At 34.7% G+C, this 15,087-nt stretch carries 20 protein-coding genes, 1 tRNA gene and 1 riboswitch; of the genes, 1 reads left to right on the top strand and 20 read right to left on the bottom strand.

The features are described 5' to 3' along the window. Positions 1-10 precede the first annotated feature (10 nt). From rsmH to G7084_RS03865, 11 genes are all read right to left on the bottom strand, one after another. Positions 11-955 (bottom strand): 16S rRNA (cytosine(1402)-N(4))-methyltransferase RsmH, encoded by a 945-nt coding sequence (gene rsmH / locus G7084_RS03915; RefSeq protein WP_166010235.1) that lies wholly within the window; start codon positions 953-955, stop codon positions 11-13. 23 nt (positions 956-978) lie between these two features. Continuing rightward, positions 979-1,419, bottom strand: coding sequence for a division/cell wall cluster transcriptional repressor MraZ (gene mraZ / locus G7084_RS03910; RefSeq protein ID WP_166010233.1), 441 nt, complete (start codon positions 1,417-1,419; stop codon positions 979-981). A 302-nt stretch (positions 1,420-1,721) separates the two neighbouring features. Beyond that, on the bottom strand, positions 1,722-2,108 hold the full coding sequence (locus G7084_RS03905) for a hypothetical protein (protein WP_166010231.1): 387 nt from the start codon (positions 2,106-2,108) through the stop codon (positions 1,722-1,724). A 12-nt stretch (positions 2,109-2,120) separates the two neighbouring features. Beyond that, positions 2,121-2,870 carry an RsmE family RNA methyltransferase gene (locus G7084_RS03900; RefSeq protein WP_166010229.1) on the bottom strand — a complete coding sequence of 250 codons (750 nt, stop codon included), beginning with the start codon at positions 2,868-2,870 and terminating at the stop codon, positions 2,121-2,123. Position 2,871: 1 nt separating this feature from the next. Continuing rightward, on the bottom strand, positions 2,872-3,828 hold the full coding sequence (gene prmA, locus G7084_RS03895; RefSeq protein ID WP_166010227.1) for a 50S ribosomal protein L11 methyltransferase: 957 nt from the start codon (positions 3,826-3,828) through the stop codon (positions 2,872-2,874). A gap of 232 nt (positions 3,829-4,060) precedes the next feature. Further along, a complete protein-coding gene (locus G7084_RS03890) occupies positions 4,061-5,530 on the bottom strand; it encodes an amino acid permease (protein ID WP_166010224.1) in 1,470 nt (489 codons plus the stop codon). Between the two features lie 123 nt (positions 5,531-5,653). After that, positions 5,654-5,823: riboswitch (Lysine riboswitch) on the bottom strand. Positions 5,824-5,883: 60 nt separating this feature from the next. Continuing rightward, positions 5,884-6,243 (bottom strand): DUF1634 domain-containing protein, encoded by a 360-nt coding sequence (locus G7084_RS03885; protein ID WP_166010222.1) that lies wholly within the window; start codon positions 6,241-6,243, stop codon positions 5,884-5,886. Then, positions 6,243-7,082, bottom strand: a complete 840-nt coding sequence (locus G7084_RS03880; protein WP_166010220.1) for a sulfite exporter TauE/SafE family protein — start codon at positions 7,080-7,082, stop codon at positions 6,243-6,245. Before G7084_RS03880 ends, G7084_RS03885 begins: the two co-directional genes overlap by 1 nt. 85 nt (positions 7,083-7,167) lie before the next feature. Continuing rightward, positions 7,168-8,016 carry a rod shape-determining protein MreC gene (gene mreC, locus G7084_RS03875; RefSeq protein WP_166010218.1) on the bottom strand — a complete coding sequence of 283 codons (849 nt, stop codon included), beginning with the start codon at positions 8,014-8,016 and terminating at the stop codon, positions 7,168-7,170. Positions 8,017-8,069: 53 nt separating this feature from the next. Then, positions 8,070-9,074, bottom strand: a complete 1,005-nt coding sequence (locus tag G7084_RS03870) for a rod shape-determining protein (RefSeq protein ID WP_166010216.1) — start codon at positions 9,072-9,074, stop codon at positions 8,070-8,072. 282 nt (positions 9,075-9,356) lie between these two features. Then, positions 9,357-9,821 (bottom strand): JAB domain-containing protein, encoded by a 465-nt coding sequence (locus G7084_RS03865; RefSeq protein WP_166010214.1) that lies wholly within the window; start codon positions 9,819-9,821, stop codon positions 9,357-9,359. 112 nt (positions 9,822-9,933) lie between these two features. Here G7084_RS03865 and G7084_RS03860 point away from each other — a divergent pair. Then, positions 9,934-10,017, top strand: a tRNA-Leu gene (locus tag G7084_RS03860). A 197-nt stretch (positions 10,018-10,214) separates the two neighbouring features. On the opposite strand, the gene G7084_RS03855 is transcribed toward G7084_RS03860, so the two are convergent. The 9 genes from G7084_RS03855 to G7084_RS03815 all read right to left on the bottom strand — a co-directional run bounded on the left by G7084_RS03855 (position 10,215) and on the right by G7084_RS03815 (position 15,068). Next, complete coding sequence (locus tag G7084_RS03855; protein WP_166010212.1) at positions 10,215-10,787, bottom strand: DOMON domain-containing protein; 573 nt, start codon at positions 10,785-10,787, stop codon at positions 10,215-10,217. Between the two features lie 3 nt (positions 10,788-10,790). Further along, positions 10,791-11,318 carry a hypothetical protein gene (locus G7084_RS03850; RefSeq protein WP_166010209.1) on the bottom strand — a complete coding sequence of 176 codons (528 nt, stop codon included), beginning with the start codon at positions 11,316-11,318 and terminating at the stop codon, positions 10,791-10,793. Beyond that, positions 11,275-12,504, bottom strand: coding sequence for a hypothetical protein (locus G7084_RS03845; RefSeq protein ID WP_166010207.1), 1,230 nt, complete (start codon positions 12,502-12,504; stop codon positions 11,275-11,277). Before G7084_RS03845 ends, G7084_RS03850 begins: the two co-directional genes overlap by 44 nt. 89 nt (positions 12,505-12,593) lie before the next feature. Beyond that, positions 12,594-13,445 carry a peptidoglycan amidohydrolase family protein gene (locus G7084_RS03840; RefSeq protein WP_166010205.1) on the bottom strand — a complete coding sequence of 284 codons (852 nt, stop codon included), beginning with the start codon at positions 13,443-13,445 and terminating at the stop codon, positions 12,594-12,596. A gap of 4 nt (positions 13,446-13,449) precedes the next feature. After that, on the bottom strand, positions 13,450-13,860 hold the full coding sequence (locus G7084_RS03835; RefSeq protein WP_166010203.1) for a hypothetical protein: 411 nt from the start codon (positions 13,858-13,860) through the stop codon (positions 13,450-13,452). Positions 13,861-13,876: 16 nt separating this feature from the next. Next, positions 13,877-14,101 (bottom strand): hypothetical protein, encoded by a 225-nt coding sequence (locus G7084_RS03830; protein ID WP_246163879.1) that lies wholly within the window; start codon positions 14,099-14,101, stop codon positions 13,877-13,879. Next, positions 14,094-14,498: a hypothetical protein gene (locus tag G7084_RS03825; RefSeq protein ID WP_166010201.1), complete on the bottom strand. Its 405-nt coding sequence runs from the start codon at positions 14,496-14,498 to the stop codon at positions 14,094-14,096. The genes G7084_RS03830 and G7084_RS03825 overlap by 8 nt, the downstream gene beginning before the upstream one ends. Before the next feature lie 2 nt (positions 14,499-14,500). Next, on the bottom strand, positions 14,501-14,692 hold the full coding sequence (locus tag G7084_RS03820; RefSeq protein WP_166010199.1) for a hypothetical protein: 192 nt from the start codon (positions 14,690-14,692) through the stop codon (positions 14,501-14,503). Then, entirely contained in the window at positions 14,685-15,068 is a 384-nt protein-coding gene (locus G7084_RS03815) for a tail fiber domain-containing protein (protein ID WP_166010197.1), read from the bottom strand. Before G7084_RS03815 ends, G7084_RS03820 begins: the two co-directional genes overlap by 8 nt. Positions 15,069-15,087 lie beyond the last annotated feature (19 nt).

Here is a 15,087-nt window from a genome sequence, read left to right as displayed (position 1 = left end):
CATATCCGATCTAGCGAATTCGTTCAATAACTCTTAGTTTGGCCGAATGTGCTCGACGATTTTCTTCTAATTCAAGTTCAGTTGCATAAATTGGTTTACGATTAACTAATTTGAAATCTGGTTGTAATTCATCAGGAATCACTGGTAATCCAGACGGTAAATCTGGTAGTTGTGTTTTTTCTTTAAACATCGTTTTAACTAAGCGATCTTCAAGACTATGGAAAGTAATTACCGCAATCCGTCCGTTTACATTTAATAAATCCAAAGCCTGCTGTAGTGATTCTTCCACTGCGCCTAATTCATCATTAACTGCAATGCGAATTGCTTGGAAGGACTTTTTTGCGGGATGTCCACCCGTTCGGCGCGCACCCATCGGAATTGCTGACTTGATAATCTCAACGAGCTCAAAAGTGGTTTCAATTGGCTTATTCATTCTAAACCGTTCGATGGCCCTAGCAATCTGTTTTGCAAATTTTTCCTCACCATAACGTGATAAAATGCGCATTAAATCATTAAATGGCCACTCATTTACAACTGTTTTTGCATTAAGATCTTGGTTTTGATTCATTCTCATATCTAATGGTGCATCATAATTGTAGGAAAAACCTCTTTGTCCGTCATCAAATTGAGGCGAAGATACGCCTAAGTCATATACGATTCCATCAATATTGTTAACACCAACTTCGTTCAAAGCCACTTTTATATTTCTGAAATTATTTTGAATCAATGCGACCTTACCCGCTTCAATTTCTGTTTGCAAATGATTTTGATTAAAATCAATTGCCGTCTGATCTTGATCAAAAGACCACAATTTACCAGTAGTCAATTTACTGGCCAATAATGCTGAATGTCCACCTCCACCCAAGGTAGCATCCACGTAAATTCCCTCAGGCTGGACCGCCAAATTATCAATTGCCTCATCCAAAAGGACGGTGATGTGATTAAATTCTGTCATGCTAATTCCCTTCACCTAACCGGTTAAATTTCAAAGCCAAGCTCAGCTAACTCATTTGAAATTTCATCAAAGTTATCTGTGACGTCAGCATTGTATTGCTTAAATCGCTGTGCATCCCATATTTCAAATTCATCATCACCATAGCCGATAATCACAATATCCTTTTTTAACAGCGCATGTTCCTTCAATGTATTGGGTAGGACGATTCTTCCTTGCTTATCAAATTCAGCTTCTGTCGCACCTGCTAAAATTGCTCTTTTAAATTGACGAACCTTTGCATTGTTTGATGGTAGCTGATTGAGTTTACTTTGATATGTCTCCCAACCAACTTGACTATAGGCATGCAAAGAATGTTCATTACCTTTTGTGACAACAAAACCACTTCCCAATTGATTACGGAATTTGGCCGGAATAATTAAACGATTTTTCGAATCTAATGTATGTTGGTATGTGCCCATAAACATTTAATTATTCCTCCTTTGTCATAAATTAAAACGTATTTTTTAAATTTATTGATAGCTATTTCAATATGTATAATTTACCACTTTACACCACTTAATACCACTACCAACCACCACAAGCCACCACGTCACTTTATCTATCTTTATAAAAAATTGATTAGAATCCCATTCCTATGCGTTTGATCTATTTTTATCTAAATATTAAAAAAATTTAAAGAATGTTTTTATTTCCATAATTTTTTATATTTTTTTGACAAAAAAAGCTTCGATCATAAAATTGATCGAAGCTTTTTTATTTTAATTTTTCACTTAACACCTTTGATACCACCATCAATTGGAATTTGAGCGTCAATATCAACCTCAGACTCTTGTCCCATCGTATAAGCAAATAATTCGATAATCAAATATACCAATCCAAAATAATAACCATAAGTACTTGGGAATAAACTCAATAATACTCCCACCCAAAAAATCAACGGCCACATGATTAGTAAATACCAAAATGAACCATGTCTACGCAGATAAATGCCTACAAAAATGCTAAAAATAATATTTATTATGAATAAAGTGGTGATTATTCCCAAAATCTTTATATTTCCTGATAAATTTTTAATTGCAAATGGAATTAAAAACCCAATAATAGGCATTAAAATCCAAAATTTCCAATCAGCATTTTTTTTTAATTCGTACATAATTATTCCCCCTTATATTGATGAATGGTCTAATTCTAACGCAAAGCTAATTGCGCTCATTATGTATAACGGTGCGGTTTCTGCACGTAAAATACGAGCACCCAAGCTTGCCTTTTTAAAACCTAATTTTTCTAGCCGCTCTAATTCTGATTTGGAAAGGCCACCTTCTGGTCCTACCATAAACCCAATCGATCCAACGTGATGAGCTTGTTCCAAGGATTTCACAAGTTGACCTTTTTCCCCACTTTTTGCACTTTCTTCCCATGCGACTACTTTCACCATGGCATTATTTAATTCTAATTGCTCAATTTTATTAAAATATTGAATCGTTGGAACTTGCAAGCGATGGCTTTGTTCAGCCGCTCCCTGTGCAATTTTATTTAATCGGGCAATTTTACGATCAGCTTTGCTACCCCAGTGAGCGACTGACCACTCTGTTTCTACCAAAATAAAGTGATGGGCTCCTAATTCAGTTGCTTTTTTAATAACATCATCCGGCTTATCACCTTTGGTTAGTCCTAAAATTAATGTCACATCAACTGGTAATTCCACGGTCTGTTCTAATACAGATCCTAATTTTACAACTGTTTTTTGATCATTAATTGAAATAACTTCGCCAATCCGAATGATTTTATGATTAAAAATAAATTCCGCCTTCGTTCCAATTTTTCCACGCAAAACTGTCATCAAGTGATGTTGAATGTCTTCTGGCAACACAACTAAGTCATCCTCTGGTGTTTCGTCTAAAAAATAACGTTGCATACTACTCTCCTGTTATTTTCAAATGAGCAATGACGCCATACCAATCTCCAATCTGCATAATTTCATCAATTATAAAATTAGCATTGATCAATTGCTCTTGAATCACTTTAATTTTATCAAAATAAATTCCTGATAATAGGAATTTACTACCCGGTCGTAAATATTCCTCTACGTTGGGAATCAGAGGTAACAAAACTTCCGTTAGCATATTAGCTACAATCAGATCGTATTTTTCACGCTTAGGGACATCTTTTAAGAGATCACTGGCGATTACAACTACATCCTTTGCAACAGGATTAAGATCCAAATTTGTCTGAGCCGACCTCACTGCAACTTCATCAATATCTGTTGCTAATACTTCACCTACCCCTAGTTGCTTGGCAGCAATACTCAAAACACCAGAGCCAGTCCCTATATCCAAAACTTTTTCATTACCTCGAACAATCATTTCCAAAGCTTGAAGCATTAATTTAGTTGTTGGATGTGTTCCTGTTCCAAATGCTAATCCCGGATTTAAAATAATTAACTTTTCCATCACATCTTTCGGAATATATTTTTCCCATTTTGGAACAATCGTTAATTGACGGGTCACACGAACTGGATGATAGTATTTTTGCCACTCCGTTTCCCAATCCTGGTCTAAAACAATATTAGACGAAACTGTTCCAGGCATAGCATCCAATCCAAAATCATTTAATTTTTGAACTTTGTTCGTAATCTCAAGCGTTTTTTCAGGCAAATGGAGTCCCACTGGAAAAAATCCAATCACTAATGCTCCATTTTCCCGATGCTTAACCTTATCCCAGTCCACAAACACCGTGGCGTCATTTGGTTCAAAATTATCAACATCTGCTGCATCTTCAATTTGTACACCCTCAGCCCCTGCTTCCATTAAGATGTTGCTAACTGCATCTACTGCTTCTGTTTGAGTTTCAACCTCTATCGTATGCCACCCCATCGTATTTTCCTCACTTAATCTAATATAATAATACTAAGAATATCATATCATTGTCCATAATACATTCCATATTTAAATTAGCAAACTTTATATTTATGATAAGGTAACAGTCCGCAAAAAGTTAAATAAACACGTTAATCAGTTAAGTTAAATTTCATTTTTAAAACCTGAATTAAAAAAGTTGGAATTTAGATAAATTCCAACTTTATAATGTTAAATTAGTATTCATTTCTTATTTCAAACCAACCTCACCCAGGTCAATTTCTTCTAACTTTCTTAACTTAGATTTATTTTTAATTTTATACCCAAAATACAAAATTAAGAATAATGGGATTGCCATATACGTAGTAATAATACCTTCCCAATTCCAGTCCAAAATGCTCCCCTTGAAAGCACTTAAATCTTGACCAATTACCACCACGACACTTAGGAATAATGCTAACAATGGGCCAAAAGGGAACCACTTAGCATGATACTTAAGTTCTTGGACCGTATGATTTTGACTATGCAAGGCCCGTCGGAAACGGTAATGTGAAATTGCGATCCCCATCCAAGCAATAAATCCTGATAGTCCCGATGCAGCCACAAGATAGTAATAGACATTTGGACCTAAAATAGCCGTCAAAAATGTCAACAACCCAACCAAAACAGTCGCCAAGACTGCAGGGACTGGGATACCTGTCTTTATATTAACTCGACTAAAAATTTTAGGTGCCAATTTATTTTCACCCATTGACCATAACATTCGAGATGATGCATAGACCCCCGAATTTGCTGCTGAAATCACGGCAGTTAAAATGACCGCATTCATAATCGAAGCAGCGGCAGCAAATCCAGCACGCTTGAAGACTAAAGTAAACGGCGACATTGCGATATTACTTTCCGATGATCGCAATAAATTAGGATCCTTATAATAAATAAGAGCCCCAATAACAAAAATGGCTAAAATATAGAACAATAAGATCCGCCAAAACACTTGTCGAATGGCTTTAGGAATCGATTTTGTAGGATTTTCAGATTCACCTGCGGTAATTCCAATCAATTCGGTCCCCTGAAATGAGAAACCTGCGACCATGAAAACCGCCAAAATCCCATTAATTCCACCGACAAATCCGTTTTTACCGCCTGCAGTTAAATTATGAACGATATCTGGCTTATAGGCAAATGCACCAAAAATCATTAATACCCCAATAATTAAGAAAGCAATCACGGCAATGACTTTTACCATTGACATCCAAAATTCAGTTTCGCCATATGTTTTAGCTGAAAGAAGGTTAATCGAAGTAATTAAAATTAACACCAAGGCCGACCAAATCCAAGATGGAATACTAGGCAGCCAAAATCCCATTACCACTCCAACCGTCGCCGCTTCAACTGCTACAGTAATCGCCCAATTAAACCAATAATTCCATCCCATTGCGAAGCCCAGTGCCGGTTCAACATATTGATCAGCATAAACCGAAAACGAACCTGATACTGGGTTATTTGTTGCCATTTCGCCTAACGAAGTCATCAGGAAAAACACCATAATTCCCATAACTCCATATGCAACTAACGATCCCATCGGTCCGGCCTGTGAAATCGTAGCTCCCGATGTCACAAATAACCCGGTTCCTAAAGTCCCCCCCAACGAAATCATCGATAGATGTCGTGTTTTCATCGTTCTCTTAAGCTTTTCCGGACTATTACCATTATCTGACATAAAAATCTCCCATCTTAATTTCCCCAACTAATATCTTTAAAACAAATAAAAAGCCCACGAAATAAATATGTAATGACATTACATAACAGTTCGCGGACTCATTTTCAGTCAATTCGATAGGAATCATCGATAAGCGCTCCGTAATGTAGCATTACGACAATCTAAATGGTATTAACATTTAGACCAACAGATAAATATGTCTATTATCCATTTCGGCAATTTCCCCTTTTTTTAGCTTCATAGCCTACCAGCTCCACTAAATAATTATGTCAATTGCGACCTCTAATCTTTATTCGTTTATAATATAAAAATTATACTTTATTACAGGAAATTAGTCAATTATTAAATAATGATTAGCTTTGATTAATTCCGAATGCCATTGCTAAAATTAATATTAATAGGACAATTATTGTAATCCATGTATATACCCAGTCTTTAACTTTGACAAAGGCAAAAATCGAGGTTATAACTCGTAAAACAGGCGTTAGAATCAAAGTAAACACCCCCCCCATTAACCAAGCATTTGGCTGTAAAACAACTATTCCTTGTAAAATTTCACTCAATTTCAGATAGGAATAATAAGGAACAACTTCCTTATTATTCCTTACAATTAGAAGAAAACAACCAAATACCATGAAGGTTATCGCAGTCGCAACGCCAAATCGCAAAATTTTCCCGATTATTAATTCTAAACGATTCATTTCATCCTTCATTAGTCCATCCCTAACCCCTTCAAAATTAATTGTATAGCCATCAATAATACAAATGGAATAAATATTTGGCGAATTAACTTAGATGGTAAATATTGCATCAATCTAGCCCCAAATGAATAACCAACAATAATGCCTAAAGCAATTGGGACCGCAATAACCGGCTGAATCATTCCACTAAAGAAATATATTACAGCTGAAGCAGCTGCCGTTACTCCCATCATCAAATTTGATGTTGATGTTGATGACTTTAATGGCATTTTCATTACTCCATCCATAGCCATGACCTTGAATGCCCCCGAGCCAATTCCCAACAATCCAGAAGCCACTCCGGCTCCAAACATGACTGCAGCCCCACCTGGTACATTTTTCAATGAATACCTTACTTCTTTTTTTGTGTTTTTATCATAATAAAAACCATTTAATTGTAACTTATTAGCCAATCGATCATGATTAATTTCCACTCGTTCATCAATCTTAACTCGTAGTTTTTTCCACATATTCCAGGCTTGGAAAATTAATAACGCGCCAAACAAGAAATATAAGACCGTTCCATCAAAGTATCCTGTTAATAGCGCTCCGATTAAAGCTCCCAGTGTAGTAAATATTTCTAAAAACATTGCTACTCTAAGATTTAAAACATCGTCCTTTAAAAATGCAATCGCAGAGCCCGATGAAGTCGCAATTACCGCAATAATCGATGCAGCAATCGCATATTTAATGTCCACTCCCATTAGAGTCAATGCTGGCGTAACTAGAATTCCGCCACCCAACCCTAAAATTGATCCCATTAATCCAGCAATTACGCCGATTATTAACATTATCATTGCCTGTGTGATCATTTTAATCTCCAATTTCTATATTTAAAAAATAAGAGGCTTGGAAAGATCCCAAACCTCTTGTGATTTATCCCAATAATCAAAATTTTTATTTCTGAATAGCAACAGAAACAACTGGAATATTATTGAAATCCATGGAAGGCTTAATATAGATTTTCTTTGATAATCCATAGTCATTTGCTTCCACCGAGCTAACAGTCCCTACAAACAACCCAGCCGGTGTCACTCCACCTAAACCGGATGTCGTAACTTTATCTCCAGGTTTAATTTCAACATCTGAAGTAACATATTCCATTAAAATTTTATTCTTGGTTTGATTAAAGCCAGTAATTAACCCATCAACCACTTGACCATCCCCGGCAGCGATCCTAATTGCAAAACGATTAGCTGTTTGACTATTATCAGATAATAGCTCTACTTTGGAACTCGTATTAGAAACTTGCGATACTCGACCTACAAGACCTCCTGATCCCATTACTGGCATATTTTTCTTGATGCCAGCATTTGAACCTTGATCAATTATAAGTTGTGTTTGCCAATTTACTGGTGAGCGAGAAATAACTGAAGCGTTAACCAAAGAATAATCAGTTAACGTATCTGTTAACTTTAATTGATCCTTCAGCGCCTTATTCTCTGAACGCATCACCTGTAGTTGAACCTTAGCCTGCGCTAGTTCATCCACTTTAGCGCTCATCTGTTGATTCTCTTGATAAGTACTAATCAAATTATCAATACTATTAAATCCATGCTGAACGCCCCCAATTGGAAGTGCCACAGTATTAGAAATCCAACTAGTAATATCATTTAACATTCGATTGGGCATTGAGGGCCCCTTATCAGAACGCAATGAATAGGAACTCAAAGTCAAAACACCTAATGTCAAAATAGTGACGATAACCCCAATTACTAGCCGCCGTGCTGTAAATATTTTTTTCATTACAATACCCTTTTTCAGTTTCACTTTCTTAAGCGAATCCGGCCCCTACAGGATTAATTGTTTTTCATTGCATCAATGGACTTCAATGCTTCCCCTGTTCCAATTGCAACTGCCTCTAGCGGATCATTTGCAATGAAAACCGGCACTTTGGTTTGCTCTGATATTGCCTCATCGATATTCTTAAGTAAGGCTCCACCACCAGTTAGTACAATACCATGGTCAATAATATCGGCTGCAATTTCAGGAGAAGTCTCCTCTAATGTTTCTTTAATTGCTACGATAATTTCAGAAATTACATCGCGCATTGCCGTTGCAATATCAACAGCCGTAATTTCAATGGTCTTTGGCAACCCTGTAACTAGATCACGTCCACGCGCACTGCTTGATGGCATTTCTTTAGCTGCTTCAATATCAGCAGATCCAATTTCCATCTTCAAACGTTCAGCAGTTTGCTCACCAATCAAAACCGAATATTTTTGTCGAATATATGAAGATATTGATTCATCTAAACGATCACCAGCTAAACGAATTGAACGTGAAGAAACAATCCCACCTAGTGAGATTGTAGCTACATCAGTAGTTCCACCACCCATATCAACAACCATTGATCCCGTAGGTTCTGAGACTGGTAGACCAGCACCAACAGCAGCCGCAAAAGGTTCCTCAATAACATAAGCATCTCTAGCTCCAGCAACGCGCGCTGCATCGATGACTGCCCGCTTCTCAACTGCCGTAACTCCTGAAGGCACACCAACAGTCACGTAAGGCTTTGAGCCATATCCTGAAAGTGCACTTCCCAAATAATGCTTCAACATTTCAACTGTTGTATCGTAATCGGCTATTACTCCATCACGCATTGGCCGGATTGCTCGGATTGAACCAGGAGTCCGCCCAAGCATGTCCTTCGCTGCAGATCCAACAGCAACCACTTTATTTGTTTTCTCGTTTCTTGCTACAACAGTGGGCTCTCGAAGTACAATACCCTTTCCCTCAATGTAGACAAGTGTATTCGCGGTTCCTAAATCAATTCCTACATTTCGAGTTCCAAATGAAAACACAACAATCACCCACTTTTCTTTATAATCTAATCTTACCCAATAATATGTTAAAGTTTATCACAAATACGGTTTAGCTTCCAATTAATTTACATAATAAATATCACATTTCCTTTTACCCATTTAATTAGGTCATCTTTAATTAAAAAGATTATTTTTAATTAAAAATAAGCGCTTAATTTCATTTCAGTTGGATCTTCTTTTCTGAGTTATTCATCATTAAAAATACGGCTTAGGTTTAATCTATAAATGTTCTTTAAACTTAATGTTTTTTTCAATAATAAATTACGAGTTATTTTGATAACTTTGTATCGAAATTCCATAATTCCATAATTCCATGATAGTTTTAACATCATAATGAAGGGTAAAATTATACTCTAAGAAGCTACAATAATGTAAATGGCTAATGATAATGAAATCTTGTAAATGGATTTGCATTAATGTCCCACAAATTGCCATTTGCCTTGCCGTATTAACATCCGCTGTTGAGGGTGCTAAATTCCCACTGGGATGATTATGAATTAATACTATTGCATAGGCATTTAAGGCAATTGCATAGGCATTTAAGGCAATTGAATTTCGAAAAACGTTCCTTGGATGTATTTGAACTTGAGCTAGACTACCTTTTGCCACACAAAAATCTCCAATAATTTGTGCTTGAGTATCTAAATAAACCGCCCAGCATTCTTCCTGAGGTCCCGTTCCTAACTTACGTTGATATTTCTGAATCAAATTATTAACAATAGTCATATTACACTTCCTTCCCAACTAAAGTTTATGCTGCTTTACCTAATAAGAATCATAAAACCCAATGTTTATTAAAAATAATTAATAAAATTATGCTATAATTAAATATGTATTTGCCGCTGTGGCGGAATTGGTAGACGCGCATCGTTCAGGTCGATGTGAGATTACTCTCATGCAGGTTCGATTCCTGTCAGCGGCATATATAATAAAAATAAACGACCAACAAATGGCTATTTAAACGCATTTGTTGGTCGTTTATTTTTGCGTTGTAGCACTTTTGTAGCACTTTTAACTTTGCCATAAAATTTATATACTGCCATATACCGTTCATTACTATAACTTACTGTTCAAAAGAAAAAAGCCTACCAACTAGAAATCTAGTCAGTAGGCTTTTAATCAGTTATTATATTCGTTAAGATACGTAATTTCATCATCGATAAATGAAATATTTTTTTTGAAATTTTTAATCATCTTTGGTAATGCAATTTTAATCTGATCATCACTGCCTGATAAAAAAACTCGTCCTTTACCTAATAATTCAATTATTGATTTAGACAAACTATCTCTACATTCTATACTAAAAAATAGTTTTTTAGTGAAACTATCATCATATTTTATTTTTAGCATATCATAATTACTGATTTCGTCTCTATTGAATAGTTCCAAAGTAGATAAATTTGATTCAAGCTCTATTTTTATTAATTTTAAATTTTTAATAGTTAATCTTTTTGACTGTATTTTTAAATTTTTTTGATCAATCCATAATTTTACAGAAGCACCTACATACCCAATAAATATCGTTACTAAAATTGTAAATATCTGTTTTATTAAAATAAAGCAAACTTCACTAATACTACTATATTTAGATTTCAAGTAGGGTAAAGAAATCAAAAATAAAATTAAAATTAAAATAGCTACTACGATTGATAATACACCACGTAAGCTTACAGTTATTTTCCTATCTAACATAATCTATTGGCCCTCTTGCTGATCCATAATCATCATAAATATATCAGTATTCATACTTGTTAATTTATTGTTTTTGGGGCCTCTAGGCTTTGGCCCGTTATCTAAAAAAGAAGTCTCTGGTTTTATTTTTAATTTGAAAAAAATATATACCATTTCATAATTAATCTCTACTTCTTCTTCAAAGTGAAATTTCTTTATAATTTTTCCATTTGATAAAATCTTATTATAATCTTCTAAGGTTATATTACCTAAATATTCAAAATTATCATAATCGCGAACTTCAAAGTAGTAATCAAAAATTTCTGATTCCAAACCGGCCATAAATAGTATCATAGATAATTCACTGGAAATTCCATTGTCAAATCCGAATTCATTAGAACTTAATCTGTGCCTTAAAAAATTAGGTTTTGAGATCAGCCAGTCGTCTAATTTTTCTATTAACGGAATAATTAACTCTTTATTTTGATTGTACTTACTTTTTGAGGTATTATTCAGGAATTTTTCTATACCACTCAAACTTTGGTAATACATATTCAGCCACCTCCTCTCGTACATTCATTTTTATAAAGTGAGTTATATAATATCGTTTATATGCAGTATACCGGACATTCAAATATTTCGTTCGATCATCTTTAGGAAGAATTTCATCTGGAATATCCCAACGTATTGTTATTGATTTTAAAGCCTTTTCTATATGAATACTATCCTTAGTATCAAAATAAACATCACTATCTTGAAGGTCCAATTCTTTATTTCCAAAAGTTCCACCAGATTTCGCGTCAACTGTCCCACCAAGAACATCCACAAATCTTATTTTTAGAACCTTACCAACACTAAAGGCCCTATTTAAAAAACTATCAAAATCTTGTCTTATTAGTCGCCTCGTAACTAAATTATTAACTCGAAGAGTCCATTCATTTATTTCATTATAATCTTTAAAATTATACTTAATATTTACTTCATTTATAAAATTATTTATTAAATTTTCAGATTCTAATGTTCTTTTACGATAAATATTTTCTTCCTCTTTTGTTAATTCATTAAACATTTTATACAAAGTATGTAATTCATTGTTTTCTTCTATTGAAAATTCATACTTATCAGAAATATTATTAACAATAAATCTCTCGAATAACGAATTGGAACTATGGTTTTCTTTTAACATATTATTGCTTTTTTCAGCAATTGACATAGTCAATATTTCATTTTCAACATCTACGTTTATATAAATATAATCAAATTTTTCAGTTATCTCATATCCTTCTAAATCTAATTCATTTACCTTGTATTTTTTCCCAAATATAAATTTTATATTAACTATTTTATTATCTGAATTAATATTAACATTTCTATACAGTTGACGATATTTAGTAGATATTTTCTCATAATCGAAAATTTCATTATTATCAATTAGAAGTTCATCTTCACCATTATACCTATTAAATAAAACAGATTTATTTTTTATATTAATACTGGAAATAAGAATTTCTCTATTTATTGTATACTGAACATTTTTTAAAATTAATCGTCGAAATTTATATTCTAATTCCTTTTTTTCAATATCACTTAAATTATCGTTATCCCCATAAATATCATTTTCTAGATCTATTAAAGCTGTCCTCTTAGTAGATGAAACCTTCCTTTTTTCAGACCTTAAAAAATCATTTAAATCTTTTGAATCAATATGTTCCTCAAATTGTTGAAATTTAATAGTCATTCTAAACATTTCCTATCTCAATTAAGTTATATATTAATATTAACATTAGTACATAACTTAGTGAAATATATAAATATCTATTAAATATATTAAAGTTTCAATAGTTCATCTGCATTGATCCAGATATCTCCATATTCACCCATATCAATTCGGCAACCATTGGTAGCTTCATCGTATTCATCAATAGTCCCATGATTATATCCATCATCAAACGCAACCATTGATCCAACTCCGACGTTGTTTTCGTCGCCACCATCAGTTCGATGCATAATCGCAAGTGGTAGCCCGTTGTATGTGTAATTATAATCATCACCACCGGCTAACTTCTTGTTAATTGCTTGCCAAAGCCCGTTTTCAAACTTAACTTCATCAACTCGAATTGAATTGTACAATGTATATTCATTTCCAGCTTGCTTAAAACGTTCAATTGCACTCACTGAATTAGTAGGTGGATCAAGTGGCGCTGGATTATCAGGTTGTTCGCCTTCATAACGCCACACTTCAATATACATCGGCACTGAACGGTTATAATAGTCGTTCCAGTTCCATGATGTAATGGCAGTATTATACTGTCCGCCAGTTGAATAGTCACACGAAATAAAATTTGATCCATCCATCATCACACCGGTATGACCACCAGCTCCACCAGAACCAGACATATCAGGCGACCATGACATTAGAATCACATCTCCACGTTCTGCATTCCAATCTTGATTAGCAGAAATACGAACAAACCCATTCGCTGCTAAATATCCACCAAGTGTGACAGTTGAAGATAAGTAGCTGGGCTTAGAAGCTCCAGCCTCATAGACTGCTTGCGTTACAGTTCCTGAACAATCACCCGTTCCATCTGACCCGTTATGTGATCCTTCCATAGAATAGGTAATAGTTCCACGTCGTTGTTCAAACCACGCTGGAATGGCATTTTTATCAATTGCCATAAATTTAATCCTCCAATTTTTTAGCTTTATGATTAATCTCTTTTGATAAAATTGAGAGATCAATTTTATCAAAAGACTTGTCCCCTAATAGATGCAAGTTTCCTCTCAACGAATTAAAATCGCCCCAAATAACTCCACCATAGACCGGTAAAACAACAGTTAGCGCAATCACACATAACGCTTTAGTTTCTGGCTTTATGATCATCAATGCATCAATTAAAAGAATGATGAATACTGGTAAGCCAATATGAATTGCATGTGTCATAATAACGCTCTTTAGCGTCTGGCTATTCCAATCACCAAATACGACCTTGTGTACTCTGTTCCCTAAATACACATCAATTCCCGCCACGCCAACACCTAACATAGTTGCAAGCCCCGTCCAAAACAAATCCCAATTTTCAATAATATTCATTACTCATCCGTTCCTTCTAATTATTATCGTCTTCAACTTCATAAACAAACTTATCAAACGCCGCTTTATCTTCTCGAACAATACTTTTATTCACTTCATATAGTTCTTGATCTGCCACATTCATACTTGTATTTGTGCCTGCACCATCACCTGAAATTGAAGCATAAAATGTTGCGATTGTCTTTCCGTCTTCCGTGGTCGATGTGGCATTAATAGTAATTGATTTCTTAATCTTAATCATTTGCTTCATCTCCTTCTAATTCGAGAGCATCAAAAAACACGTCATAAGCACTTGCGTTCTCAGCTGAAACATCGCCGTCCCAGTCTTTGAAATATGCTTTTAACGTGTTGATCTGTTCTTTGTATGTTGCTTGAATAATTGGCGTTTCGTTAGCTAAATCAATTAATTCTTTATCAGCTAATTCTTGCCCCCCCTCCGGATAAGTAACTTTTCCGGTTTTATCGTCAATTAATGCAGTATGGCTTTTAAAAATTTCTTGGCGAGATTCATTATATTCATTTACTCGCTCGGTCAATGCTTTGACAAATTTAGTTCGTGCTCGTGATACCTTAGCCGGTAAAGTTAATCCGACCAAAAAAATTCCAACTAACACCAATTCGCTATTCTTAATTTCCATCATTACAACTCCATTTCTTTTTTCAATAATCCAATAATATGATCTTTTAAGTTATTCATAACTAAGTCTTCTTTTGCTACATCAACCATAGCCGTTCCCCTAAAATTAATCACATCTTCATGGTTCAAAACAAACCGTACTTCCTTAATATTGTCATCTCGATTAATGATGGCCACAATTTCTAAATTATCCATGCTTCAACTCCTGTTCTACTAACCGACGGTTCATATCTGCTAATGCTGGCAATAATGCTACTGCCAATCGATCATAGTAAATTGATTTAACTTGACCGGTTTGTGGATCAACATACTCATCCAATCCAGCCTGCAATAAGTTTTCAGCAATCAACCCTACATATCGTCTAGGAACAGTATACTCGTCACTTTCGCCATTCCAAAATGCTTTTTCAGTAGCTAATTCTTGCTTATCAAGCCATGTTGTTGGCTTCATTTGCATTAATGAATAACCTAGCTCTGGATCATTCGTATACTTGATGTCCGTCTTATATCGCCTAGCACTAGAAGCTACGAAAAATACACCGCCGCTGGAAATAACCGTGTTTGCACTCATTGAAGTATGTGGTGCATCA

It is taken from the genome of Weissella coleopterorum, from assembly GCF_011304355.1.
GTDB lineage: Bacteria > Bacillota > Bacilli > Lactobacillales > Lactobacillaceae > Weissella > Weissella coleopterorum.
This window is presented reverse-complemented; position numbering and strand designations above follow the sequence as displayed.

Bases quoted from the DNA above. Each gene is read 5' to 3' on its own strand.
- G7084_RS03820 (WP_166010199.1), bottom strand. From the start codon at position 14,692: ATGGATAATTTAGAAATTGTGGCCATCATTAATCGAGATGACAATATT.
- mraZ (WP_166010233.1), bottom strand. From the start codon at position 1,419: ATGTTTATGGGCACATACCAACATACATTAGATTCGAAAAATCGTTTA.
- G7084_RS03905 (WP_166010231.1), bottom strand. From the start codon at position 2,108: ATGTACGAATTAAAAAAAAATGCTGATTGGAAATTTTGGATTTTAATG.
- G7084_RS03825 (WP_166010201.1), bottom strand. From the start codon at position 14,498: ATGGAAATTAAGAATAGCGAATTGGTGTTAGTTGGAATTTTTTTGGTC.
- G7084_RS03815 (WP_166010197.1), bottom strand. From the start codon at position 15,068: ATGAGTGCAAACACGGTTATTTCCAGCGGCGGTGTATTTTTCGTAGCT.
- G7084_RS03845 (WP_166010207.1), bottom strand. From the start codon at position 12,504: ATGACTATTAAATTTCAACAATTTGAGGAACATATTGATTCAAAAGAT.
- G7084_RS03830 (WP_246163879.1), bottom strand. From the start codon at position 14,101: ATGATTAAGATTAAGAAATCAATTACTATTAATGCCACATCGACCACG.
- G7084_RS03855 (WP_166010212.1), bottom strand. From the start codon at position 10,787: ATGTTAGATAGGAAAATAACTGTAAGCTTACGTGGTGTATTATCAATC.
- G7084_RS03865 (WP_166010214.1), bottom strand. From the start codon at position 9,821: ATGACTATTGTTAATAATTTGATTCAGAAATATCAACGTAAGTTAGGA.
- G7084_RS03890 (WP_166010224.1), bottom strand. From the start codon at position 5,530: ATGTCAGATAATGGTAATAGTCCGGAAAAGCTTAAGAGAACGATGAAA.
- G7084_RS03885 (WP_166010222.1), bottom strand. From the start codon at position 6,243: ATGAAGGATGAAATGAATCGTTTAGAATTAATAATCGGGAAAATTTTG.
- rsmH (WP_166010235.1), bottom strand. From the start codon at position 955: ATGACAGAATTTAATCACATCACCGTCCTTTTGGATGAGGCAATTGAT.
- mreC (WP_166010218.1), bottom strand. From the start codon at position 8,016: ATGAAAAAAATATTTACAGCACGGCGGCTAGTAATTGGGGTTATCGTC.
- G7084_RS03880 (WP_166010220.1), bottom strand. From the start codon at position 7,082: ATGATCACACAGGCAATGATAATGTTAATAATCGGCGTAATTGCTGGA.
- G7084_RS03835 (WP_166010203.1), bottom strand. From the start codon at position 13,860: ATGAATATTATTGAAAATTGGGATTTGTTTTGGACGGGGCTTGCAACT.
- prmA (WP_166010227.1), bottom strand. From the start codon at position 3,828: ATGGGGTGGCATACGATAGAGGTTGAAACTCAAACAGAAGCAGTAGAT.
- G7084_RS03900 (WP_166010229.1), bottom strand. From the start codon at position 2,870: ATGCAACGTTATTTTTTAGACGAAACACCAGAGGATGACTTAGTTGTG.
- G7084_RS03850 (WP_166010209.1), bottom strand. From the start codon at position 11,318: ATGTATTACCAAAGTTTGAGTGGTATAGAAAAATTCCTGAATAATACC.
- G7084_RS03840 (WP_166010205.1), bottom strand. From the start codon at position 13,445: ATGGCAATTGATAAAAATGCCATTCCAGCGTGGTTTGAACAACGACGT.